Genomic DNA, 24,458 nt, shown 5'->3' with positions numbered 1-24,458 from the left:
GTCATGGGGAAACCAATAATGAAAAACCCTTATGCTCTCGGCTTCTGGTGTGCCGTCGTGGCGTTGGTGCTGCTCACGGCGACCTATTTCTACGGCATCATGCTGGCCCACCAGATCGACAAGGCGATGGTATTTCTCGACAGTGCCGCCGCGCTGATCGCCGTGATGTCCATCGCGGTGGTGGCCTGGGCGTCCGTCCAGACGCAGCGGATCAAAAAAAGGCAACTCGAACAAGGCAAGACCCTGGTGCTGATCTGGGACACCAAGGTGGCGTTGCGTCGTGTCGAAACGGTGTTCGACCGCTATTTCTGGGGCAGTTACTGGCAACCGGGGCGCACGTTCCAGGAAGTCATGGGCGAGCTCACTGGCACGCCGCTGGAAAAGAGCCTCGAAACCCTGAAGAAGCAATGCCTGGAGCTGGACAAACAAGTGGCCGACGACGGTCGGCACTGGCTCAACAACGCCCGGGAACTGGCCGATGTCGCCACCGCCATGGCTCGTGAGCGCTATCAACTGGACTTCTGCGACCCCCGTGGGGAAGTGACGGGCGGGGCGGTGATCAATCGGGATTTTGAAGTGCTGGTGTACACCTGGACCGCGCGGCTCAAAACCTTTGATCATCAGCTGGATGAGATCGAAGTACAGTATTCCTGATCCGAAGTGCCTGGACTGACGCTTTCGCGAGCAGGCTCGCTCCCACAGGGGATTGCATTCCAAATGTGGGAGCGAGCCTGCTCGCGAAGGCGATCGCATGAGCACCAGAATCTTTACCCGCCTATGACACTCTTTCACCTTTAATCATTGGGCCGCCCCCTGCGCCTGATGCTAATCTGCTCCCCACTTCAAGCGCAGTCGTGACCGCAACCCGTCATGGGTTCAGGGAAGACGACCACACCTTCAACAACGGACATTGATCGGGTCATTCATGAATAAATCTGCAGGCGTGCTTCTGGGAATCGTTGTCGCCATCGGCGCAATCAGCGTCGGCGGTGCGTGGTACACCGGCACCAAGATCGAAAGTGTACTGAACACCTCCCTGGCGGACGCCAACCAGCAATTGCAGGCCGCGCTGGTGGGGCACAAGGGCACGGCGACGGTGGAGCTGGTGTCGCTGGAGCGCCACGTATTCAGCAGCACGGCGCACTATCGCCTCAAGGCTGAAGGCGAAATGTTCGGCGAGGTACCGGTCGAGTTGCTGTTCGTCGATCGCCTCGAACACGGCCCGCTGCCATTCTCGCGCCTGGTCTCGCTCAAGTGGTTGCCGGTCATGGCCACCAGTCATTACACACTTGCAAAAACGCCGCTCACGGAAAAATGGTTCGCCGCTACCAAGGATGCGTCGCCACTCAAAGGCGTGGTCAACATCGGCTACGACAATTCCACCAACGGCACGCTTGAATTGCTGCCGCTGGAAACAGCACTGGACGACAAATCCAGCATGAAGTTCTCCGGCCTGAAAGTCGACGTCGCGGCCAGTGCCCAGGCGCAGAAGGTCAAGGCCGACGGCTACATGGACAGCCTGAAGCTGACCACTGTCGCCGAAGACCAGACACCGGTGCAGGTGGAGTTGAGTGGCCTGACCCTGGCCAGCAACCTGAGCAAAAGTACCTACGGTTACTACACCGGTGAAAACACGGTCGAGCTGAGCAACAGCCAAACCACCTTTGGCCCGAAACAGTCGGTGCTGGGCTTAAAAAAATTCGAAATGAAGAACCAGACCTCGGAATCGGGGACCAACGCCTCCGGGCGTGCCGATTACAAGATTGGTGAGGTGTCCCTCAACGGCAAGGCTGTCGGTTCTGCGCAGATGGCCCTGAGCCTGAAGAACCTCGACATTCCTTCCACCATGGCGTTGATGCAGATCTACCAGACCAAACTGCAGCCGTACGAGGAGGCTGTCGCCGAGGCGACCGAGGCGGGTCAACCGGCGCCGGAGCTTCAGCTGACCGAAGCCGAAGAGACCCAGCTCAAGACCCATCTGGAGCAATTGCTCGCGGCCGGTCCGCAGGTAGCTTTGGAGAACCTGTCGTTCAACACTGCCAATGGCGAAAGCCGCGCCAACCTGGTGCTCGACTTGACCAAGCCACAAGCGATCGACCTGCCGGCCGATCAACTGGTCCAGCAGTTGATCGCGTTGCTGGATTTCAATCTGCAAGTGTCCAAGCCGATGATCGTTGACGTGCTCACCGTGCAGTCGCAAATCGATGGTCAGACCGACGCCAAGTTGATCGCCGATCAGGCCACCGCCACGGCCGACATGTTCAGCAGCATGGCCGTCGGTTCGCAGTTGGCGAAACTGGAAGGCAACAACATCGTCACCAAGCTGCACTACACCAACAATCAGGTGGATTTCAACGGCCAGAAAATGACCCTCGAAGAATTTGTCGGTTTCTTGATGAGCAAGTTTGGTGGCGCTGGCGAAGTGCAGTAAAACCACTGCTTGAATAGAAACGCCCGGCTTTTGCGCAATGCAGACGCCGGGCGTTTTGCTGTCCTGGATCGTGATTTACCCGCGAATCAACCGCCACCCCTCATCCACTGACAACGGCTGCTTCATCCGCTCGGCGAGCATCGCCATGGTCCGCTCTTCATCGCAGGCCACGGCTGCCGTCACCACGCCGTTCTTGCCGAACAGCCCGATAAAGGGTGGATTGAACGGATCACCCTTGAATTCGACTTCGTCCCACGCCTCGGCGTGGCCGAGGTAGTCGTAGTTCTTGCCGAAGTGCCAGGTCCAGAAGTACGGTACGTCGAGGTAATGCTCATCGCCCCCGAGCATGTTCGCGGCGGCGATGCGTGCCTGTTGTTGAGCCAGGCGCCAGTGTTCGATCCGTACCCGCTGCCCGTTGAGCGGGAAGGTGACGATATCACCAGCCGCCCAAAGTCCATCGGTCACGCGCATGCCGCCGTCGACGCACAGCGAGTGGTCCTTTTCCTTCGGCAAATCGGTAAACGCCCCGGTCGCCGGGCTCACGCCAATGCCCACCAGCACCAGGTCCGCCGGTAACCGTTGGCCATTGTCCAGGCGCACGGCATCAACCTTGTTCACGCCTTCGATCTGCGTGGCTTCGCCCTCGGTACTAAACACCACGCCATTGGCTTGATGCAGGGCAAGAATCGCCTTGCCGACGGTTTCGCCGAACTGTTTGGCGAAAGGCACCGGCTGACGGGCCAGGACAGTGACGTCGAGGCCATATTGGCGCAGGGACGAAGCGGACTCCATGGCGATGAAGCTATCGCCGATGATCACCGCCCGCTGACCGGGTTTGGCGCTTTTCAGAATCCGCTGTGCATGGTCCCTTGAGCGTAAAACAAACACTTGCGGCAGGTCGGCACCGGGCAGTTCGAGCGTTTTTGGTGTGCCGCCGGTTGCCAGCAGTACGGCGTCATAATCAAGCGATTGGCCATCGCTGAGCCGCAGTGTTCGGTGGGTGGAATCCAGGCTCACTACATCCGCATTGATCCGCTCAATGCGTTGCTCTTTATAAAACGCTTCATCGCGCAGGGTTGGGACGTCGTCCGGCGGCGTTTCTCCGGAAATCACGAATTTGCTTAATACCGTACGGTCGTAACCGGCAGCGTTTTCGCGGTCAATCAACAATACCCGGCCACCGAAGCCTTTCTCCCGCAGCGCCGCTGCCGCGGCCGTGCCTGCAGCGCCGGCGCCGACAATCACAAAGGTCCGCTCGTCGTCGGCCGGGGGCGTGTGCGCATCCACCAACGGCTGATCGCCCACCCAGACCTCGCCGTCACGCACTTCGAGCGGGTAGCGCTTGAGGCTGTCGAGGGCTGGTGGTTCGCACAACCCGCCGTCCTCGATGCGAAACTGCGCCTTGTGCCACGGACAGGTCAGTCGTCCGTTGCAAAGCGCGCCTTCGGCCAGCGGCGCTCCGGCATGAGGGCATTCGCCTTGATAGGCGCGCAATTGGTCGCCGACCTTCAACAGCAGGATTTTGCTGTCCTCGATCTTGACTTCAAGACCACGATTTTCAGGAATATCTGCGAAACGGGCGACGCGATGCAGGATCATGATCGCTCTCCAGGCAAGCGTTTCATTTAAGAGTCTGGCCCCAAATTTGAGGTTCAGCCAAATCCCGGTGCCAAGGCACGAACGGTCCGGCTATAGTTTGCACGCCGACGACGGCCCCATCCGCTTATGGTGCTCTGGAATGACCCGATTGACCTCACTGAACCCTTGGCTGGCAGCCGTAGCAGTCGCCTTTTGCGTGCAATTTCCGGCGCAGGCGGCTCAGGAACGTTTCACCCTGAACATCCCGGGTGTATCGGATGACCGTTTGTTCACCTCGGCCGCCGCCAGCGATGCCCAGGGTTGCGGCGGGCACAATGTTTCGCCGGCGCTGAACTGGAACGCCGGTCCGGCCGGCACGCTCAGCTATGCCATCGTCATGCACGACCCGGATGGCCAGAAAGGGCAGGGCATCGATCATTGGGTTCATTACGGCATCAAGGCCACCACCCACCAGATCCCGGCGGGTGTCGGTGCCAAATCCGCGCTGGAAGGCGTGGGCGGCACGAACAGCAAAGGCACCACGGGCTATGTCGGGCCATGCCCGCCAGTGGGCGACAGCGCGCACCATTACATCATCCAGCTCTACGCCCTGGACCTGGCCCCGGATGCCTTGCCCGCCGGCCTGACCCGTGCGCAGTTCCTGGAAAAAATCAAAGGCCATGTGTTGAGAAACAGCAGCGTGGTGCGGCGTTATCACCGCTGAAGATTTTTTTCGCATGGGTTAACCCGAACCGTTTGGGCTGTCCGTCTCAGAGGATGAATGGATCAATTTCCTCCTGAGGTCAGCCCCATGCTCCCTTCTCTGCAGTCCCTCCCTCTGCATTTTCTCCGTCCGGCCACCCAGGGTTTTGCCGCCGGGTTGTTGCTGGCGATTGCCGGTTGCGGCGTTTCTTCGAAACCCGAGTCTGCGGTGGTGCCGCCACCGGCAAAGGCTGAACTGAAAACCGAAGCCTTGGTGCAACACGAAACCGTCATGGCGGATGCCGCGGTGGCCAAGCGCAGCGTACGCGCGGCACCCATGGCCGGTTTCGCGCCGATGCCTGCCGGTGAGGCTTATCCACAAGACATTTACCCACAGGGCTATCGCGACGAACAGCGCGAGCAATACCAGGCTTTGGCCGACAACCCGATCCACAGCGTCACCGAGGCGCCGGTCTCGACCTTCAGCGCCGATGTCGACACCGGCGCCTACGCCAACGTTCGTCGTTTGCTCAACCAGGGACGCCTGCCACCGGAAGGGGCGGTGCGGCTGGAGGAGATGGTCAATTACTTCCCTTACGACTACGCCTTGCCCACCGATGGCTCGCCTTTCGGCGTGACCACCGAATTGGCGGCGTCACCGTGGAACCCGCATACCCGTTTGCTGCGCATCGGCATCAAGGCGTCGGACCGGGCGGTGGCGCAATTAGCCCCGGCGAACCTGGTATTTCTGGTGGACGTGTCCGGCTCGATGGACCGCCGCGAGGGCTTGCCGCTGGTCAAAAGCACGCTGAAATTGCTGGTCGATCAACTGCGCGAGCAGGATCGAGTGTCGCTGGTGGTTTACGCCGGCGAATCCCGCGTGGTGCTCGAGCCCACTTCCGGACGCGACAAAGCGAAGATTCGTACCGCCATCGACCAATTGACCGCCGGCGGCTCCACCGCCGGAGCTTCGGGCATCGAGCTGGCCTACCAAATGGCGCAACAGGCGTTTATCCCCAAGGGCATCAACCGCGTGCTACTGGCCACTGACGGTGACTTCAATGTCGGCATCAGCGACTTCGACAGCCTCAAGCAAATGGCTGTGGATAAACGCAAGACCGGCGTATCCCTGACCACCCTCGGTTTTGGTGTGGATAACTACAATGAACAGCTGATGGAACAACTGGCTGATGCCGGCGATGGCAACTATGCCTACATCGACAACCTGCGCGAAGCGCGCAAGGTGCTGGTGGATCAACTCGGCTCGACCCTCGCCGTGGTGGCGAAAAACGTGAAGCTGCAAGTGGAATTCAATCCGGCGCAGGTCAGTGAATATCGCCTGCTGGGCTATGAAAACCGCGCGTTGAAGCGTGAGGATTTCAGTAACGACAAGGTCGATGCCGGTGAAATCGGGGCAGGGCATACGGTGACGGCGTTGTACGAAATTGTCCCCACGGGCGAGAAGGGCTGGTTGGAGCCGTTGCGCTACGGTAAAGCGAGCGCTGCGGTTTCCGACAAGAACGGGGAATTGGCGATGCTGCGTGTGCGATATCAGCTGCCGGAAGGTGGGAATAGTCGCCTGATCGAGCGCCCCGTCGCGGATAGCGCGAAACCAGCCAGTGACGATCTTCGATTTGCCGCTGCCGTCGCCGCGTTTTCCCAACAACTCAAGGACGGCCGTTACACCGGCGAGTTCAGCCTCAAGGACACCGAAGCGCTGGCCCGTGGTGCCCGGGGCGACGACCGCTTCGGCCTGCGCAGCGAGTTCGTGCAATTGGTGGAACTGGCGCAGAGCCTGCGCACCACTACAGCGTCGAATCCAACCGCCACTGACCGACGGATTGAATAGTGAACCGACTCAAGGGGTTCATCAGCCAGCTGTTCGCGCCAGCAGACAGCGTTGAGGCCAGCAGCGACGAATCGCTGCTGGCCCGTTATCGCCAAGGCGACAGCGCGGCGTTCGAGATTTTGTACGCGCGCCATCGTCAGGGGTTATACCGGTTTCTGCTGGGGCTCAGTGGCAGCGCGGAACGGGTCGAGGAGGTGTATCAGGAAACCTGGCTGAGCCTGATCCGCAGCGGCAGTCAGCCACAAGGCCGAGCGACTTTTCGTACCTGGCTGTACCAGATCGCTCGCAATCGCTTGATCGATCACTGGCGGAAAAACGGAGTCCACCAACCGCTGCACGACAGTTACGACGAGCAGATTCACGCGATATCTGACGGCGTATCCGATCCCGAGCAACTGCTGAGCCTCAGCCGCGACAGTCAGCGCCTGGAAGCCGCCCTGCAAATGTTGCCCGCCGACCAACGCGAAGTGTTCCTGCTACGCGCCTACAGCGATCTCGATCTGCCGCAGATCGCCACCCTCACCGAAACACCGCTGGAAACGGTCAAGAGCCGCTTGCGCTACGCCCAGCAAAAACTGCGTCTGCTGCTGGCCGAGGAGGTACTGACATGACTGACGCCCGCCCGACACCGCAAGAACAGGTCGTTGAACACTACCGAAAGCATGGAAGCGGCGAACCACCTGCCCACCTCGATGCTTTCATCCTGGCGGCCGCGCAGCGTGAGACCCCGACACCGAAGCCAAGCCTGTGGCAACGCTGGGTTCGCGCCTGCCTACAACCCCGCTGGCAAGTCGCATTCGCCAGCCTCGTCGGCGTCGCCCTGATGCTGACGCTGGTACAACGCACCCCGGAGCAAGTGCCAAGCTACGACTTCGCACCTGCGCCCGAGGCCTCCGCGCCGGTTGCCAAACAGGAAGCCGAATCAGCACCGCCAGCGACTGTCCGTGCGTTATCTGCCCCGGCGGGCGCGATGCCCGCACCCGCAGCGCCCATGGCCGAATTGGCCGCTCCTGCACAGCGTGAATCCTTCAGCGCCGAAATGGCTGACGAAGCCAAAGTCAGCAAGCGCGCAGCGGCACCGGTGAAATCACTGGATGAACAACTGCGTGAAGTCCTGCGCCTGCAAAAAACCGGACAGACCCAAGCGGCAGACAAACTGCTGGCAGACCTGCACAAGCGCTTCCCCAACGAAAACCTCACCACCCGACTCAAGGCACTGCAAAAAAACTGAGCCTTACCAACCCCGGCGATTTGGCATCCGCGCCCGAAAGCGCGCACTATCAAGCCATCGCCGATGGGGTTGGAGGAAGCCGTGGCAAAAAAAATCGACCGCATCGCCCAAATGCTCAACTGCCCGGAAAAGGGCGAAGAACTTCGGCGCGCGATTACCGAGAGTCGTAAGGATTTTCTGCTGAATCAGCCGGAAGAGGGTGACGCTGAGGAAGAAGACGTTCTTGAAGAGGACGTGTTCGAGGACGACGAGGATGATGAGTACGACGAGTTTGATTGGACGACGGAATGACAAAAAACCGCTTTGGCGGTTTTTTTGTGAAACACAAAAAAGCCCCAGACCCTACAGGCCTGAGGCTTTCTCGTTTCTATCTATGGCGCACCAGGCGGGATTCGAACCCACGACCCCTGCCTTCGGAGGGCAGTACTCTATCCAGCTGAGCTACTGGTGCAAGCGGGCGCCATGATACTCATATGCATGGCGGGCGTCCATGCTGCTGAATCGCTTGCTGTTTTCACAAGCGTAACCTGCGTTTGCTACGTTGATCAGAAAAAACAGGCAAATGCGGCGTTTTCGTTCTTTTTTTCGAACGGCCTATTGTCCTTTACCCCCTTTGATCCTAGGATTCGTTTGAGATTTCAAACGCTCTTGTCTGGGTGCTGAACCGCACGAGTCCAATCCGTGCGCTATTTTGTGCTTCAGCCCGGTGAATGATTTCCCTGACGGCAGCCTATTGAGGCGCCTTTCTACAATCATAATTTGCTCCGCGCGTGCCGCGGTGCTGTTAAGGAAAGCCGACATGCAGCTTAAAGACACCCAGTTGTTCCGCCAGCAAGCCTTCATCGATGGCGCGTGGGTCGATGCGGACAGTGGTCAGACGATCAAGGTCAACAACCCGGCAACGGGCGAAATTCTGGGCACTGTGCCGAAAATGGGCGCTGCCGAAACCCGCCGTGCCATCGAAGCCGCTGACAAGGCGCTGCCGGCCTGGCGTGCACTGACCGCCAAAGAGCGTGCGACCAAGCTGCGTCGCTGGTTCGAGCTGATCATCGAGAACCAGGACGACCTGGCTCGCCTGATGACCCTGGAACAAGGCAAGCCATTGGCTGAAGCCAAGGGTGAAATCGTTTACGCCGCTTCTTTCATCGAGTGGTTCGCCGAAGAAGCCAAGCGCATCTACGGTGATGTGATCCCGGGCCACCAGCCAGACAAGCGCCTGATCGTGATCAAGCAGCCGATCGGCGTGACCGCTGCCATCACCCCGTGGAACTTCCCGGCCGCGATGATCACCCGTAAGGCCGGCCCGGCCCTGGCCGCCGGTTGCACCATGGTGCTCAAGCCTGCTTCGCAAACCCCATTCTCGGCGTTCGCCCTGGCTGAACTGGCCCAGCGTGCCGGCATTCCTGCCGGTGTGTTCAGCGTTGTTTCCGGCAGCGCCGGCGACATCGGCAGCGAGCTGACCAGCAACCCGATCGTGCGCAAACTGTCCTTCACCGGTTCGACCGAAATCGGTCGCCAGCTGATGTCGGAATGCGCCAAGGACATCAAGAAAGTGTCCCTGGAACTGGGCGGCAACGCGCCGTTCATCGTGTTCGACGACGCGGACCTGGATAAGGCCGTCGAAGGCGCGATCATTTCCAAATACCGTAACAACGGCCAGACCTGCGTCTGCGCCAACCGCCTGTACATTCAGGACGGTGTCTACGACGCATTCGCCGAGAAGCTGAAAGTGGCCGTCGCCAAGCTGAAGATCGGCAACGGTCTGGAAGCTGGCACCACCACTGGCCCGCTGATCGACGAAAAAGCCGTGGCCAAGGTGCAAGAGCACATCGCCGACGCCTTGAGCAAAGGCGCGACCGTACTGGCCGGTGGCAAGCCGATGGAAGGCAACTTCTTCGAGCCGACCATCCTGACCAACGTGCCGAATAACGCTGCCGTGGCCAAGGAAGAAACCTTCGGTCCATTGGCGCCACTGTTCCGCTTCAAAGACGAAGCCGACGTGATCGCGATGTCCAACGACACCGAGTTCGGTCTGGCCTCGTACTTCTATGCTCGCGACCTGGGTCGCGTGTTCCGTGTGGCTGAAGCCCTGGAATACGGCATGGTCGGCGTCAACACCGGTCTGATCTCCAACGAAGTCGCGCCATTCGGCGGCATCAAGGCCTCGGGCCTGGGCCGTGAAGGTTCCAAGTACGGCATCGAAGATTACCTGGAAATCAAATACCTCTGCCTGGGCATCTAAGCCCGGAAAAAGGCATCGCTTCAAACGCAAAGGGCACGAGAGCGCTGTCCCTTTGCGTGCTTCAAACGAAATTTTCTCGGTGGCCGGGAACGCTGTGGCAGTCGATCATCGCATGCTGCCGCTGTTGTTCCCCGCCGCTTAATCCTTGAACCACGCCGCCCGATGAGCGGTGAATGAGGAATGTATGAGCAAGACTAACGCTGATTTGATGGCCCGCCGTACCGCTGCAGTTCCACGTGGTGTTGGCCAGATTCACCCGATCTTCGCCGACTCCGCGAAGAACGCTACCGTGACCGACGTTGAAGGTCGCGAGTTCATCGATTTCGCCGGCGGTATCGCCGTGCTGAACACCGGCCACGTACACCCGAAAGTCATCGCCGCCGTGACCGAGCAGCTGAACAAGCTGACCCACACCTGCTTCCAGGTACTGGCCTACGAACCGTACGTAGAAGTGTGCGAAAAAATCAACGCCAAGGTGCCAGGTGATTTCGCCAAGAAAACCCTGCTGGTGACCACCGGTTCCGAAGCCGTTGAAAACTCCATCAAGATCGCCCGTGCCGCCACTGGCCGTGCCGGTGTGATCGCCTTCACCGGCGCTTACCACGGTCGCACCATGATGACCCTGGGCCTGACCGGTAAAGTCGTGCCTTACTCGGCCGGCATGGGCTTGATGCCAGGCGGCATCTTCCGCGCGCTGTACCCGAACGAACTGCACGGCGTGAGCATCGACGATTCGATCGCCAGCATCGAACGCATCTTCAAGAACGACGCCGAGCCGAAAGACATCGCTGCGATCATCATCGAGCCGGTTCAGGGCGAAGGTGGTTTCTACGTTGCGCCTAAAGAATTCATGAAGCGTCTGCGCGCCCTGTGCGACCAGCACGGCATCCTGTTGATCGCTGACGAAGTACAGACTGGCGCTGGCCGTACCGGCACCTTCTTCGCCATGGAACAGATGGGCGTTGCTGCCGACCTGACCACTTTCGCCAAATCCATCGCTGGCGGCTTCCCGCTGGCCGGTGTGTGCGGCAAGGCCGAATACATGGACGCCATCGCTCCAGGCGGCCTAGGCGGCACCTACGCCGGTAGCCCTATCGCTTGCGCCGCGGCCCTGGCCGTGATGGAAGTGTTCGAGGAAGAGCACCTGCTGGACCGCTGCAAGGCTGTTGGCGAGCGTCTGGTCACTGGCCTGAAAGCCATCCAGGCCAAGTACCCGGTGATCGGCGAAGTCCGTGCCCTGGGCGCGATGATCGCGGTCGAGCTGTTCGAAAACGGCGACAGCCACAAGCCGAACGCTGCAGCGGTAGCGTCCGTGGTGGCAAAGGCTCGCGACAAGGGTCTGATCTTGCTGTCCTGCGGCACCTACGGCAACGTTCTGCGCGTCCTGGTACCGCTGACTTCGCCGGACGAGCAACTGGACAAAGGTCTGGCAATCATTGAAGAGTGCTTCTCCGAGCTCTGATCGCCAAGTGTGACCTGATCGACAAAAACCCGCTTCGGCGGGTTTTTTTATGCCGGTCGTAATACTCCCCGCGCATTCGCGCTGTATCGAAGGGCCAGCATTCGCTAAGGTTTAGGCATTGCCAGGGAGAGCTGTATGACTGTCGTTAATTTACCCGCCGTTCCCAGAGTGTTGATTGCCGAGGCCGACCCTTGGTCCCGGGATCTGCTCAAGGAAGTGCTGCTGAACGTGCGCTGCGATGCGCGACTGGATTTGTGTGCCGACGGCCAGCAGGCGCTGGAGTGGCTGGCGACCAATCCTTACGACCTGGTAATCGTCGACTGGGAATTGCCCGGTGTCGATGGTCTGAATGTGTTGCGCAGTGTCCGCCAGCGCAAACGCAATCCGCCGCTGCCCTTCATTCTGATGAGCAGCCGCAACGACAGCGCCAGCGTGCGCGAGGCCTTGCCGCTGGCACCCGCCGCCTATCTGACCAAACCCCTGAACATGGAAATCCTGACTCATCGCTTGCAGGATTTGCTGCTCGATGCCGGTGAGGAAGTCACCTGCGAGGTGCCATCGCTGGCGCACGGCATGACCTTGTCGGTGTATCTGGAACGACGCCGTGAACGGGCGGAAGGTGCGCCGCTGATGACCGACGTGCAGTTGGCGGTCAAACGCAGCCTCAATCCCAACGGCCTCGATCTGTCGAAGCTGGAAGATGAAATCCGTACCGATCCCCAGGTCACCGCCGTACTGATCGCCGCCGCCAACAGCGCCGCCCAGCACCATGGCGCCGCGGTGCAAACCCTGTCCCAGGCGCTGCACCGACTGGGCACCGGTCAGAGCATGAACCTGATTCTTGGCCTGGCCCTCAAGCGCAGTGCGCGGCTCAGTGATCCGTACCTGGCGGACTATGCCGAGCGCTATTGGGACCTGTCGCTGCACACTGCCGAATACGCGCGAACCCTGGCGCGCTTGCTGGATCTGGACCAGGCGCGCTGCTATTGCGCCGGCATGCTGCATCGCCTTGGCGACCTGGCGTTGTTGCGTTGCCTGCAGGAATGGAAGCAGGCCGGTGGCGAACTGGACGATCAGGGGGAAGTGGGCGAAGCGCTGGCCGAATTCGGCGCGGCCTACGGTTCGGCGTTGCGCACCCGCTGGCGCTTGCCGCTGGAGTTGCGACAGCTGATTGCGGCGACCTACCAGCTCGGTGGCGGGGTTTACTCCCGTGAAGCGCTGGTGATGAACATGGCGGCGCAACTGGCGCGCCTGACCGAGCATGAGGGCATCGAGGAGCTCGCTAAAAGCCGGACGGCGCGGCTGCTCAAGATCGGGCTGCCGGAGTTGATACGGATGCGCAAAAAATAGGTTTCACGCTAATCGCTGTGGGAGCGGGCTTGCCCGCGAAAGCGGTCTATCAGCCAACATGTATGTTGGATGTCAGTCCCTCTTCGCGAGCAGGCTCGCTCCCACAGTGGGTTTGTGTTTAGCCTGTCAGCCCGTGACGATCCGATTCTTCCCATCGCGCTTGGCCTGATACATCGCCGCATCCGCCCGGGCAAACAGACTTTCGATGTTTTCATCCTTGGCCGTGAGGCTGGTCAGCCCCTGGCTGACGGTGATGCCGAATGTCTGGCCGTCATGGTCGAAGCTCAAACGCTGGATCTCCCGTTGCAGCCGTTCGGCCACTTGCAGGGCCATGTCCGGTGTGCAACCGGGGAACACGGCCGCGAATTCTTCGCCACCAATGCGCCCGAACAGATCGCCACGACGCAATGTCGCGCGACCGCTATCAGCGATATGTTGCAGCACGTTGTCACCTTCCTGGTGACCGTAGGTGTCGTTGATCACCTTGAAGTCATCGATGTCCAGCATCAGGAACGACAGCGGTGTGCCTCGTTGCCGTGCCAGTTCGAACTCCTCGTGCGCACCTTCGAAGAAATGTCGGCGGTTGCTGCTCTGGGTCAGGGCATCGGTGGTGGCCAGGCGTTGCAGCTCGGTTTCCATCAGCTTCTTGTCGGTGATGTCTTCGGCGATGCCGACAATGATCACCGGCTGACCGGGCTCGGCCTGACGGTTGATAAAGCATTTGTCGCTGAGCCAGCGGACCTCGCCGTCAGCGTCGATGATCCGGTACTCGCGGTCTTCAACGGCGCCTTTTTCCAGCACGTCCGCGAAGCTGCTCTCGGCGTACTCCAGATCGTCTGGATAAATGGCGTCGCGCCATTGGTTGTAGTCGGCCAGCAGCAGATCGGCGGGGCGGCCGAAGATTCGTTCGTAGGCGGGGCTGACGTACAGCACCTGACGGGTGTCCCAGTTGAATGCCCAGAGCACTGCGTTGACGCTCACCAGCAAGGTGCTGAACAGCTGTTCGCGTTCGCTCAGGCGCGCCACTTCACCTTGGGCGTGCATCAGCGCCATAAGTGTTTGCGCGGCCTCGGGCCACTGCGGTGGAGAAGGGTCTTTCAGGTTCTTGATGACCATCGGCACAAATCTCAAAGGGCGTGCCGCAGGTTCGACAGCGGCCAACACGAAGCCCGCCTGGATGGCGAAGTGTCTTTGAGAGGGACGATTTGAGGTGAAGTTCCCGCTTTCTGTGGCGAGGGAGCTTGCTCCCGCCGGGCGGTATGGGTGACGTATTTACAGTAAGGTCTCAAACCACTGTGGGCGCGAGCAGGCTCGCTCCCACAGTTTTACAGCCTATGCACCGTCAGGCAGCAGGGCGCAGGGAATAGGTTTTGAGCTGATCGGCGAAGTCGCGCAGGGATTGAATCCCGCTGGCTTCTGCTTCGTGTACCCAATCCTTGATGGCGGCCAGCATGTCATGACCATTTGAGCTGGTCTTGACCCAGATCTGCTGCAAGGCCAGGCGTTTTTCGTAAATTACCTTCAGTGCCTGGCTGTGCTCGAGCATGTTCTGGATGCGTACGTGGTGTTTGTCATCCAGCAGGCTGGTTTCCCGCGACAGCAGACGCTTGGCGCGACGGAACTGGTGGCGGACCGAATGATCGACCTTGGCCAGCTCTTGCTTGACCAGCGGACCGATCACCAATTTGCGGTACTGGGCCATGATCTGGAAGCGATTGTTGAGGATGGCCATGGCAGTGTCCATGTCCAGGTTGCCCTTGCCTTCGACACGGTGGGCAATCGGCGCGACGCGCTGAACCTTGGCCAGGCGCAGGAAGCTGAACACTTGAATCCAGGCCCAGCCCAGATCGAATTCCCACTTCTTCACCGACAGTTTGGCCGAGTTAGGGTAGGTGTGATGGTTGTTATGCAGTTCTTCACCGCCGATCAGGATGCCCCAGGGCACCAGATTGGTCGCCGCATCGCGGCACTCGAAGTTGCGGTAGCCGATGGCATGGCCCAGGCCGTTCACTACGCCTGCGGCCCAGACCGGAATCCACATCATCTGGATGGCCCAGATGGTGATGCCGATGGTACCGAACAGCAGCAGGTCGATGACGCCCATGATCGCCACACCCAGCAGCGGGTAGCGGCTGTAGAGGTTGCGCTCGATCCAGTCTTCGGGGCAGTTTTTGCCGTAGATGCGCAAGGTCTCGGGGTTTTCCGCTTCGGCGCGGTACAGCTCGGCACCTTTGCGCAGAACCGTGGACAAGCCCTTGATGACCGGGCTGTGCGGGTCATCGACGGTTTCGCATTTGGCGTGATGCTTGCGGTGAATGGCCGTCCACTCACGGGTGTTCTGTGCCGTGGTCAGCCACAGCCAGAAGCGAAAGAAATGTTTCAGGCCGGCATTCAGCTCCAAAGAGCGGTGGGCTGAATAGCGGTGCAGATAGACCGTGACGGCGACGATCGTCACGTGGGTCATCAGTAAGGTGACTGCCACCAGTGACCAGGGCGACAAGCCGAGAAAACCTTCGTACCACATAGCCTGTAGGGCCCTCGATAAAGAAAAAACAGCCGTTGCATTATCACCAAGCCCACAGAGAAAACCAGTCGCCCTTTCAGATAAGAGTGGCTGGATGTGTCTTTAACTTATAATCCCGGCTTTTTTGTAGGGACATGGACAGTCTTATGTCTGCCAGCTATCGCGATGCCGTGCGCGCAGCGCTGCTTTACCTGTTGCTTTCCGTGGTCTGGCTACAGCTGAGTGGCTATTTATTGAACAGTTTCTTCGATAGCTCGGTTGAGCTGTTGCGATGGCAACTGATCAACGGTTATGTCTGGGTAGCGATCAGCGCCGGGTTGATCTTCGTTGCCCGAACGCGACGACTGCGTTGTCCGGGTATTGGCGCCCAATTGCGCGAGCGCAGCGAAGACCGTGAGCGTTTGCAGCAAGCGGCGGCCGTATTTGATTGCACCCGCGAAGGCGTGCTGGTGACCAACCGTGACGGATTGATCGTGCACGTCAACCGCGCCTTCATGGAAATTACCGGCTATCAAACCGAAGAAGTCATGGGGCAGCGCCCCAGTCTGTTCAAATCCGGCCGTCATCCGGCAGATTTCTACCAGGCGATGTTCGCGTCGCTCGACAGCGACGGTGAGTGGAGCGGCGAGATCTGGAACCGACGCAAAAGCGGCGACATCTACCCGCAATGGCAAACCATCCGCGTCATTCATGATGAATTGGGGCGGCGCAGCCACTACGTTGCGGTGTTTTCCGACATCAGCGCGATCAAGAAGTCCGAGCACGAACTGATGCACCTGGCACACCACGATCCGCTGACTGACTTGCCCAACCGCCTGCTGTTCACCGACCGTGCCGGGCAGGCCTTGGCTTCGGCGCAGATTCACAAGCGCGGTTGCGCATTGCTGTTGATCGATCTGGATCATTTCAAGATGATCAACGACAGCCTTGGGCACACCATCGGTGACCAGTTGCTAAAGGCGGTGGCTGAGCGCTTGAGGGCTATGTTCGGAGCCGGCATTACCCTGGCTCGGCTGGGAGGCGACGAGTTCGCCGTGCTGGCCGAAAGCTGCCCGCACTTGGTGCAGGCGGCGGCGCTGGCCGAGCGAATCATTGATGGCCTCAAGGAGCCGTTCCCGATTGACGGGCATCCGCTGTTTATCAACACCAGCATCGGTATCAGCCTGTTCCCCGGCGATGCCTTGAGCGCTGAACAATTGTTGCGCAATGCCGATTCGGCGCTGTTCAAGGCCAAAAGCGCTGGCCGCAATGGCTATGCACTCTATACCGAAGAGTTGACCGTCCATGCACGGCAGCGGGTCGAGACTGCCTTCCAATTGCGCCGTGCGCTGGATCAGCAGCAATTGCGCGTTTTTTACCAACCGGTTCACGACCTTCGGACCGGTCGGTTGATCGGCGTCGAAGCGCTTGTGCGTTGGGAGCATCCACAACGCGGTTTGGTGTCGCCGGCAGAATTCATTCCCGTCGCCGAGCGGACCGGACTGATCGCCGAAATCGACGCTTGGGTGATGCAGCAGGCCTGCCGGCAAATGTGCCTCTGGCAGCAGGCCGGCGTGGTGTTGTCGTTTGTTGCGGTGAATGTGTCTTCGCGCCTGTTTGCCCGCCACGAGCTGTACCAGCAAGTGGCGCAAGTGCTGCACGAAACCGGGCTGGACCCGGCCTGCCTGGAGTTGGAAGTCACGGAAAGCGCGGTGATGGAGGACCCGGAAGTCGCGCTGGAGCAGATGCATCGCCTGCGTGAGTTGGGAGTGCGGCTGGCCATCGACGATTTCGGTACGGGCTATTCATCACTGCTACGGCTCAAGCGCTTGCCGGTGCAGAAGCTCAAGATCGATCAGGGTTTTGTCGCCGGGTTGCCATGGGACGAAGACGACGCCGCCATCGTGCGGGTGATCATCGCCCTGGCGCAGAGCATGGGAATGCAGGTGCATGCGGAGGGGATCGAGCAGCTTGAGCAGGCGGCGTTCCTGCTCAAGCACGGCAGTGATCTGGGGCAGGGGTACTGGTTTGGGCGGCCGGTGCCGGCCGGGCAGCTGGATTGGCTGCATGCGCCGGTAAATCCTTGAGTGCTTGATCTGCTTTTTGTGGCGAGGGAGCTTGCTCCCGTTGGGTGGCGCAGCCGCCCCAATAGCGAGCGCTTCGCACTCGAGCGGGAGCAAGCTCCCTCGCCACAGGGATATCTATTGGCTTAAAGAGTGAGCTAATTCCCCGCAAACCCTTGTCCCGTCAAATAATGTCTTATGGTTATATAAACATTCTTAAATAGTCTTTTTAAGAATATCCGCGCCTCTCTACTATTGGTCCCACGCCGCAAGCAGTGCCGCCACTGCCAGGCAACCTCTCAGTCGAAGGAGCAGCACCATGAGCGCATCTCTACGTAGCGTTGACGGCCAGGACGAAGCAACCATTCTGCGTGAAATCCAGAGCGCCCTGCGCGACCTGCGTTTCGGCGCTGTGGAAATCACCGTCCATAACGCCCAGGTGGTTCAGATCGAGCGCAAGGAAAAATTCCGCTTGCAGCAGCCGGGCAACAAACCGAGCTGAAGCGAAACCGCGTAACCGGCAACCCCCCATTCCAGCACCTCCATAAGAAAAGCCAACACTCAAGAATTCCAGGAGCTTTCACCATGTCGTCGATTCGCCATTTCGCTTTGGCCGCCCTGGCCAGTGCCCTGTTTGCCGGTACCGCGGTTGCCAAGGATTACGAGCTGCTCAACGTGTCATACGACCCGACTCGTGAGCTGTACCAGGATTACAACGCTGAATTCGTCAATTTCTGGAAGAAAAGCAATCCCGGCGACACCGTGAAAATCCAGCAATCCCACGGTGGTTCGGGCAAGCAGGGGCGTGCGGTGATCGATGGCCTGCGTGCCGACGTGGTGACCCTGGCCCTGGCCGGTGATATCGACGAAATCGCCAAGCTCGGCAAATCGCTGCCGGCCGATTGGCAAAAACGCTTGCCGGAAGCGAGTACGCCTTACACCTCGACCATCGTGTTCCTGGTGCGCAAGGGCAACCCCAAAGGCATCAAGGACTGGGGCGATCTGGTCAAAAACGATGTCTCGGTGATCACCCCGAACCCGAAAACCTCCGGCGGGGCGCGCTGGAACTTCCTCGCAGCCTGGGCCTATGGCCTCAAAGCCAACGGCGGTGACGAAGCCAAGGCCAAGGAATACGTGCAAACCCTGTTCAAGCATGTGCCTGTGCTGGACACCGGTGCTCGCGGTTCGACCATCACCTTCGTCAACAACGGTCAGGGCGACGTGCTGCTGGCCTGGGAAAACGAAGCATTTCTGGCTCTGAAAGAAGATGGCGGCGCCGACAAGTTCGACATCGTCGTGCCTTCGCTGTCGATCCTCGCCGAACCACCGGTGGCCGTGGTCGACAAGAACGCCGAGAAAAAGGGCAACACCGAGATCGCCGAAGCGTACCTCAAGCACCTTTACAGCCCGGCGGGCCAGGAAATCGCGGCGAAAAACTTCTATCGTCCACGTGACAAGGATGTCGCCGCCAAGTACGCCCGGCAGTTCCCGAAACTGGATCTGGTGACCATCGACAAAGACTTCGGCGGCTGGAAAACCGCGCAGCCGAAATTCTTTAACGACGGCGGCGTATTCGACCAGATCTACCAGGCGCAGTAATCCTGATGTCAATTGGCTAAGGTATAGCGTGTGGGAGCGAGCCTGCTCGCGAAGGCGGTATTTCAGGCGACAGGGATGTTGACTGGTACTCCCCCTTCGCGAGCAGGCTCGCTCTCACATGATTGCACTTGGCAGAACAAATTTTTAACCAAGGACTTTTATGTCGCGTCGTATCTCCCCCGTCATACCCGGCTTCGGGCTGACGCTGGGCTACACCTTGGTGTACCTCAGCCTGATTGTGCTCATACCACTGGCGGCGATGTTCGTGCATGCCGCTCAACTCACCTGGGATCAGTTCTGGGCAATCATCTCGGCGCCACGGGTGCTGGCGGCGTTGAAGCTGAGCTTCGGCACCGCGCTGTATGCCGCGATCATCAACGGCATCATCGGCACGCTGCTGGCGTGGGTGCTGGTGCGCTATACCTTCCCTGGACGCAAAGTCATCGATGCAATGATCGACTTGCCTTTCGCATTGCCCACCGCCGTGGCCGGTATCGCGCTGACCGCGCTGTATACCCCCACCGGTCTGGTCGGTCAGTTTGCAGCGGACCTGGGTTTCAAGATCGCCTACACCCCCCTGGGCATCACCCTTGCCCTCACTTTTGTAACACTTCCATTCGTAGTACGTACCGTACAGCCAGTATTGGCTGATATTCCACGGGAAGTGGAAGAAGCGGCGGCGTGCCTGGGTGCGAAACCCTTGCAGGTTTTCCGCCATATCCTGGTACCGGCGCTGTTGCCAGCCTGGTTGACGGGTTTTGCCCTGGCTTTTGCCCGTGGGGTCGGCGAGTACGGTTCGGTGATTTTCATCGCCGGCAACATGCCGATGAAAACCGAGATCCTGCCGCTGCTGATCATGGTCAAGCTAGACCAGTACGATTACACCGGCGCTACCTCCATTGGTGTATTGATGCTGGTGGTTTCTTTCATCCTGTTGCTGCTGATCAACTTGCTGCAGCGGCGCATCGAAACCCCATAAGGAGGCGCAGAACATGTCCCAATCGTCTATTGCTGCCGCTTCCTCGGCCAACGCCGCCCGCCGTGGCAGCGCCTCGGCGCGACGCATCCTGATCGGCCTTGGCTGGCTGATTTTTGCGCTGTTCCTGCTGCTGCCGCTGTTTATCGTGGTGTCCCAGGGTTTGAAGAACGGGCTGGGTGCGTTTTTCACCGCGATCTTTGAGCCGGACGCCTTGTCGGCCTTGAAACTCACGGTGATCGCCGTGCTGATTTCGGTGCCGCTGAACCTGGTGTTCGGCGTCAGCGCTGCCTGGTGCGTGAGCAAATACTCCTTCCGCGGCAAAAGCATGCTGGTGACCCTGATCGACCTGCCGTTTTCGGTATCGCCGGTGATCGCCGGTCTGGTCTATGTGCTGATGTTCGGTGCCCAGGGCCTCTTCGGGCCGTGGTTGCAGGATCACGATATCCAGATCGTCTTCGCCTTGCCGGGCATCGTCCTGGCGACGATCTTCGTTACCGTGCCGTTCGTGGCGCGGGAGCTGATCCCGCTGATGCAGGAGCAGGGCACCCAGGAAGAAGAGGCCGCGCGCCTGCTGGGGGCCAATGGCTGGCAGATGTTCTGGCATGTCACCGTGCCCAACATCAAATGGGGCCTGATCTACGGCGTGGTGTTGTGCACCGCGCGGGCCATGGGCGAGTTCGGTGCGGTATCGGTGGTTTCCGGGCACATTCGCGGGGTGACCAACACCTTGCCGTTGCACGTCGAGATCCTCTACAACGAATACAACCACGTGGCCGCGTTCGCCGTGGCGAGCCTGTTGCTGATCCTGGCGCTCTTCATCCTGCTGCTCAAGCAGTGGAGCGAAAACCGTATTAACCGCCTGCGCGCCAGCGCCGCGGAGGAATGAATTCATGTCGATCGAAGTGCGTAACGTCAGCAAGAACTTCAATGCGTTCAAGGCGCTCAATGACATCAGCCTGGACATTCAAAGCGGTGAGCTGGTGGCGCTGCTGGGGCCGTCCGGCTGCGGCAAGACCACCCTGTTGCGGATCATCGCCGGCCTGGAAACCCCGGATCAGGGCAACATCGTGTTCCACGGCGAAGACGTGTCCGGCCACGATGTGCGTGATCGCAACGTCGGTTTCGTGTTCCAGCACTACGCCTTGTTCCGTCACATGACGGTGTTCGACAACGTCGCGTTCGGCCTGCGGATGAAGCCGAAGAACCAGCGCCCGACCGAAAGCCAGATCGCGACCAAGGTCCACGAATTGCTGAACATGGTGCAGCTGGACTGGCTGTCGGATCGCTACCCGGAACAACTGTCCGGTGGCCAGCGCCAGCGTATCGCCCTGGCCCGCGCCCTTGCGGTGGAGCCGAAAGTGCTGCTGCTCGACGAACCCTTCGGTGCCCTGGATGCCAAGGTCCGCAAGGAGCTGCGCCGCTGGCTGGCTCGCCTGCACGAAGATATCAACCTGACCTCGGTATTCGTGACCCACGACCAGGAAGAAGCCATGGAAGTCGCCGACCGTATCGTGGTGATGAACAAGGGCGTGATCGAGCAGATCGGCTCGCCGGGCGACGTCTACGAAAACCCGGCCAGCGATTTCGTCTATCACTTCCTCGGTGATTCGAACCGCCTGCATCTGGGCGAAGATAATCACGTGCTGTTCCGTCCGCACGAAGTGTCGTTGTCGCGGCATGAGCTGGAAGATCACCATGCGGCTGAAGTGCGGGATATCCGGCCGCTGGGCGCGACCACGCGGGTGACGCTGAAAGTCGAAGGGCAGAGCGATTTGATCGAAGCCGAAGTGGTGAAGGATCACGACAGCCTGATCGGCTTGGCCAAGGGTGAGACGCTGTTCTTCAAACCGAAGGTCTGGCAGAAAGTCGCCAACATCTAAAGCAAAAGCTTCGCGAGCAGGCTCGCTCCCACAGGGACCGGTGTTGTACACATATCATGTGACCGACCGAAAACCCTTGTGGGAGCGAGCCTGCTCGCGAAAGCGATTTACGCAGCAGCGTTTTTCTGACGCAAACGCACACCCCCCGCCCGCGCCTCGATCTGCTCTTTGAGTTCATGGCGCATCCCCAGCAAAAACGCCAACTCAGCCACCACAAACAACGGCCCAACGATCAGCCCGGTCACATCATCGACAAACGCCGGCTTGCGCCCTTCGTAGTGATGCCCGACAAACTGGATCGCCCACCCCACCACAAACATCCCGACACCGCTCGCCAGCCAGACCAGCGTGCTTTGCTGCGCCAGCACCTGACCGGCCCACACACATAGCCCCAGCAACACTGTCATCAGCACCCCGAGGCGCAGCTCCAGACGCAGGTAGAACCACGCCGACGCCAGCGACACCAGCACCGCTGGCGAAAGCCAGCCCCCGGCCCATTGTGGACGGGATAGCAACACAGCCACTGCCACGACAATCAGCGGAATGCCGACGAAGTGGGTGGCGATGTTGCGCGGGTCACGGTGGTAGGCGGCGTATTGACTGAGATGGTCAACGAGGCTTTTTTTCATTGTTATTCCTCCTGTAGGGTGACTGATCTTGCCTCGGGGCCGTTTTTTGCTCTGTCAGCCAGGCGACAATCTCTAGGAGTTTTCATGGATATGCAGGTCTGGCGCCCGCGCCTGATGCGTGGTCAATGGTTCAGCCATTTGCCTGTTTCCTTACAGGATAGTCTGCTGACTGCTGCGCGGGTGCGGCATTTGGCGGCGGGTCAGCGCTTGTTCCAGCGCGGTGATCCACCGTGTGGCCTGTACGCGGTGCTTGAAGGCGCGGTGCGTATCGGCGCCGTGAGCGAACAGGGTAAAGAAGCGCTTCTGAGCCTGGTGGAGCCGCCGCATTGGTTTGGTGAAATCTGCCTGTTCGATGGTCAGCCACGTACTCATGATGCGTTTGGCGTAGGTCAGTGCACGCTGTTGCACATCCCGCAAACCGCACTGCTCGCCTTGCTGGACGAACAACCGGCGCACTGGCGTCAATTGGCGTTGCTGATGAGCCAGAAACTGCGCCTGACCTTCATCAATCTCGAACAGCTGAGCCTGATGCCCGCCCAGGCACGGCTGGCGCACCGCTTGCTGATGATCGCTGAAGGCTACGGCCAGATCGACGAACCACGCCGTGTCCTGCAATTGCCGCAGGAGCAGCTGGCTTCAATGTTGTCGCTGTCGCGCCAGACCACCAATCAAATCCTCAAGGATTTGCAGGGGCAGGGGATTTTGAATCTGGGGTATGGCGAGATCGAGATTGTGGATGCCGGCCGGTTGCGGGCGTTGGCGACACTCTGACAGGGCCACTTCGCGAGCAGGCTCGCTCCCACAGTGGATGTGGAGAACCCGAACCCTGTGGGAGCGAGCCTGCTCGCGAAGAGGCCAGACCAGGCAACCCAAACTCCTGATCCCTCAGCTCAACCCATCCCGAAACTGCCCCGGTGTCATCCCGGTCCAGCGTTTGAAAGCGCGGCTGAAACTGCTGGTATCGGCAAACCCCAACAGATAACTGATCTCGCTCAACGACACCTGTGGATCGCGCAGGTGCAACAGCGCCAGGTTTTCGCGGCTTTCGTTGAGCAGCGTATCGAACCGACAACCCTCGTCAGCCAAGTGCCGTTGCAAGCTGCGCAGGCTCAGATGCAAGGCCTTGGCGATGTGTTCGGCGCTGGGTTCACCTTCCGGCAATTGCTCTTCGATGGCATCGCGTACCTTGCGCTCCCAAGTCAACGGCTTGAGCTGCGCCAGGGTGCGCTTGAGTACGGTTTCATTGTGTTCGGCCAGTTCCGGGTTGGCGTCGTCCAGATGACTGTCGAAATCAGCCAGCGCGAACTCCAACCGGTCTTCATCGGTGGAAAAATAAACCGGTGAGCGGAACACCTTGTGCCATTGGTGCGCGTCCGCCGGTTCGGGGCGACGCAGGTACACCGCCAGCGGGGCATAGTCGCGGCCCAGGCGATTGCGGCAAGTGCGCACGTAAATCGCAGTGAAGGCATCGATGGCTTCGTAGGCCGGGGCGGGATTGCCCGGCGGGATTTTCAGGCGGAAGTGGTAGCGGTCTTCAGCGCGGGTCAGCTCCAGCTCCAGCGCATCGCTGACCACCTGGTGATAACGCACGATGCGCTCGAACACCTCGCGCAAACTGCCGCTGGCCACTAGCGCATAACCAAGGGCGTGAAACGTAGTGGGGCTGACGAACCGTGAGACGCGCAAACCAATCGCCGGGTCGCCGCTGACCTGCACTGCGAGTTCCCACAGGCGTGTGGTGCCGGACAACGGATAGCGCGCGTTCGGGTCGTCCATCAGTTGTGGGTCGAGCCCGGCTTGCTGGCACAACGCCGTGCTGTCGAGGCCCAGGGCGTCGAGCTGCTTGCGCAATGCGCGGGTCCAGCTGGCGAGGGAGGTCGGTTCAGTCATGCTGATTGGCGCTTCCGGTCAACAGGTTGGCGTTCACGGCTACCGCTACGAGAGGATGCAGCGGGCAGGA

Annotated in this window: 22 protein-coding genes and 1 tRNA gene; 17 read left to right on the top strand and 6 right to left on the bottom strand. The window is 59.9% G+C overall.

Going from position 1 to position 24,458, the window contains the following annotated elements; genetic code table 11:
* The first annotated feature begins 18 nt into the window (after window positions 1-18).
* On the top strand, window positions 19-654 hold the full coding sequence (locus CKW21_RS02510; RefSeq protein ID WP_095192438.1) for an NADH:ubiquinone oxidoreductase subunit N: 636 nt from the start codon (window positions 19-21) through the stop codon (window positions 652-654).
* A gap of 271 nt (window positions 655-925) precedes the next feature.
* A complete protein-coding gene (locus CKW21_RS02505) occupies window positions 926-2,431 on the top strand; it encodes a YdgA family protein (RefSeq protein WP_095192437.1) in 1,506 nt (501 codons plus the stop codon).
* 75 nt (window positions 2,432-2,506) lie between these two features.
* Here CKW21_RS02505 and CKW21_RS02500 read toward each other — a convergent pair whose 3' ends face one another.
* Window positions 2,507-4,030 carry an apoptosis inducing factor family protein gene (locus CKW21_RS02500; protein WP_095192436.1) on the bottom strand — a complete coding sequence of 508 codons (1,524 nt, stop codon included), beginning with the start codon at window positions 4,028-4,030 and terminating at the stop codon, window positions 2,507-2,509.
* Between the two features lie 139 nt (window positions 4,031-4,169).
* On the opposite strand from CKW21_RS02500, the gene CKW21_RS02495 reads away from it, so the two are divergent.
* From CKW21_RS02495 to CKW21_RS02475, 5 genes are all read left to right on the top strand, one after another.
* Window positions 4,170-4,733 (top strand): YbhB/YbcL family Raf kinase inhibitor-like protein, encoded by a 564-nt coding sequence (locus tag CKW21_RS02495; RefSeq protein ID WP_095192435.1) that lies wholly within the window; start codon window positions 4,170-4,172, stop codon window positions 4,731-4,733.
* 87 nt (window positions 4,734-4,820) lie between these two features.
* A complete protein-coding gene (locus CKW21_RS02490) occupies window positions 4,821-6,560 on the top strand; it encodes a VWA domain-containing protein (RefSeq protein WP_095192434.1) in 1,740 nt (579 codons plus the stop codon).
* Window positions 6,560-7,171: an RNA polymerase sigma factor gene (locus CKW21_RS02485; protein ID WP_095192433.1), complete on the top strand. Its 612-nt coding sequence runs from the start codon at window positions 6,560-6,562 to the stop codon at window positions 7,169-7,171. The genes CKW21_RS02490 and CKW21_RS02485 overlap by 1 nt, the downstream gene beginning before the upstream one ends.
* Complete coding sequence (locus CKW21_RS02480) at window positions 7,168-7,791, top strand: hypothetical protein (RefSeq protein ID WP_095192432.1); 624 nt, start codon at window positions 7,168-7,170, stop codon at window positions 7,789-7,791. Before CKW21_RS02485 ends, CKW21_RS02480 begins: the two co-directional genes overlap by 4 nt.
* An 81-nt stretch (window positions 7,792-7,872) precedes the next feature.
* On the top strand, window positions 7,873-8,082 hold the full coding sequence (locus tag CKW21_RS02475; protein ID WP_095192480.1) for a hypothetical protein: 210 nt from the start codon (window positions 7,873-7,875) through the stop codon (window positions 8,080-8,082).
* A gap of 83 nt (window positions 8,083-8,165) precedes the next feature.
* Here CKW21_RS02475 and CKW21_RS02470 read toward each other — a convergent pair.
* Window positions 8,166-8,242 (bottom strand) — tRNA-Arg (locus tag CKW21_RS02470).
* Window positions 8,243-8,590: 348 nt separating this feature from the next.
* Between CKW21_RS02470 and gabD the strand changes: the two genes are divergently transcribed.
* The 3 genes from gabD (at window position 8,591) to CKW21_RS02455 (ending at window position 12,845) form a co-directional block, all read left to right on the top strand.
* Window positions 8,591-10,033 (top strand): NADP-dependent succinate-semialdehyde dehydrogenase, encoded by a 1,443-nt coding sequence (gabD, locus tag CKW21_RS02465; protein ID WP_095192431.1) that lies wholly within the window; start codon window positions 8,591-8,593, stop codon window positions 10,031-10,033.
* A gap of 184 nt (window positions 10,034-10,217) precedes the next feature.
* The gene (gabT, locus tag CKW21_RS02460; RefSeq protein WP_095192430.1) at window positions 10,218-11,495 is read left to right on the top strand and encodes a 4-aminobutyrate--2-oxoglutarate transaminase; all 1,278 of its coding nucleotides are present in this window, start codon (window positions 10,218-10,220) and stop codon (window positions 11,493-11,495) included.
* Window positions 11,496-11,630: 135 nt separating this feature from the next.
* A complete protein-coding gene (locus CKW21_RS02455; RefSeq protein WP_095192429.1) occupies window positions 11,631-12,845 on the top strand; it encodes a response regulator in 1,215 nt (404 codons plus the stop codon).
* A gap of 126 nt (window positions 12,846-12,971) precedes the next feature.
* Here CKW21_RS02455 and CKW21_RS02450 read toward each other — a convergent pair whose 3' ends face one another.
* Together CKW21_RS02450 and desA are read right to left on the bottom strand one after the other, a co-directional pair.
* Window positions 12,972-13,961, bottom strand: a complete 990-nt coding sequence (locus CKW21_RS02450) for a sensor domain-containing diguanylate cyclase (protein WP_095192428.1) — start codon at window positions 13,959-13,961, stop codon at window positions 12,972-12,974.
* A gap of 226 nt (window positions 13,962-14,187) precedes the next feature.
* A complete protein-coding gene (desA, locus tag CKW21_RS02445; protein ID WP_095192427.1) occupies window positions 14,188-15,369 on the bottom strand; it encodes a delta-9 fatty acid desaturase DesA in 1,182 nt (393 codons plus the stop codon).
* A gap of 146 nt (window positions 15,370-15,515) precedes the next feature.
* On the opposite strand from desA, the gene dibA reads away from it, so the two are divergent.
* From dibA to CKW21_RS02415, 6 genes are all read left to right on the top strand, one after another.
* Window positions 15,516-17,435: a phosphodiesterase DibA gene (gene dibA / locus CKW21_RS02440; protein ID WP_095192426.1), complete on the top strand. Its 1,920-nt coding sequence runs from the start codon at window positions 15,516-15,518 to the stop codon at window positions 17,433-17,435.
* A gap of 295 nt (window positions 17,436-17,730) precedes the next feature.
* A complete protein-coding gene (gene oscA / locus CKW21_RS02435; protein WP_022643503.1) occupies window positions 17,731-17,913 on the top strand; it encodes a sulfur starvation response protein OscA in 183 nt (60 codons plus the stop codon).
* A gap of 83 nt (window positions 17,914-17,996) precedes the next feature.
* Complete coding sequence (locus CKW21_RS02430) at window positions 17,997-19,010, top strand: sulfate ABC transporter substrate-binding protein (RefSeq protein ID WP_095192425.1); 1,014 nt, start codon at window positions 17,997-17,999, stop codon at window positions 19,008-19,010.
* A gap of 160 nt (window positions 19,011-19,170) precedes the next feature.
* On the top strand, window positions 19,171-19,989 hold the full coding sequence (gene cysT, locus CKW21_RS02425) for a sulfate ABC transporter permease subunit CysT (protein WP_053160682.1): 819 nt from the start codon (window positions 19,171-19,173) through the stop codon (window positions 19,987-19,989).
* A gap of 13 nt (window positions 19,990-20,002) precedes the next feature.
* On the top strand, window positions 20,003-20,875 hold the full coding sequence (gene cysW / locus CKW21_RS02420) for a sulfate ABC transporter permease subunit CysW (protein WP_095192424.1): 873 nt from the start codon (window positions 20,003-20,005) through the stop codon (window positions 20,873-20,875).
* Window positions 20,876-20,879: 4 nt separating this feature from the next.
* Window positions 20,880-21,869: a sulfate/molybdate ABC transporter ATP-binding protein gene (locus CKW21_RS02415; RefSeq protein ID WP_095192423.1), complete on the top strand. Its 990-nt coding sequence runs from the start codon at window positions 20,880-20,882 to the stop codon at window positions 21,867-21,869.
* 107 nt (window positions 21,870-21,976) lie between these two features.
* Here CKW21_RS02415 and CKW21_RS02410 read toward each other — a convergent pair whose 3' ends face one another.
* Window positions 21,977-22,498, bottom strand: coding sequence for a DUF962 domain-containing protein (locus CKW21_RS02410; RefSeq protein WP_095192422.1), 522 nt, complete (start codon window positions 22,496-22,498; stop codon window positions 21,977-21,979).
* A gap of 84 nt (window positions 22,499-22,582) precedes the next feature.
* On the opposite strand from CKW21_RS02410, the gene CKW21_RS02405 reads away from it, so the two are divergent.
* Window positions 22,583-23,269, top strand: coding sequence for a Crp/Fnr family transcriptional regulator (locus CKW21_RS02405; RefSeq protein WP_095192421.1), 687 nt, complete (start codon window positions 22,583-22,585; stop codon window positions 23,267-23,269).
* Window positions 23,270-23,383: 114 nt separating this feature from the next.
* Here CKW21_RS02405 and CKW21_RS02400 read toward each other — a convergent pair whose 3' ends face one another.
* A complete protein-coding gene (locus CKW21_RS02400; protein ID WP_095192420.1) occupies window positions 23,384-24,388 on the bottom strand; it encodes an AraC family transcriptional regulator in 1,005 nt (334 codons plus the stop codon).
* Window positions 24,389-24,458: the final 70 nt, after the last annotated feature.

The organism is Pseudomonas sp. Irchel 3A7 (genome assembly GCF_900187565.1).
Taxonomy (GTDB): Bacteria; Pseudomonadota; Gammaproteobacteria; order Pseudomonadales; family Pseudomonadaceae; genus Aquipseudomonas.
This window is presented reverse-complemented; position numbering and strand designations above follow the sequence as displayed.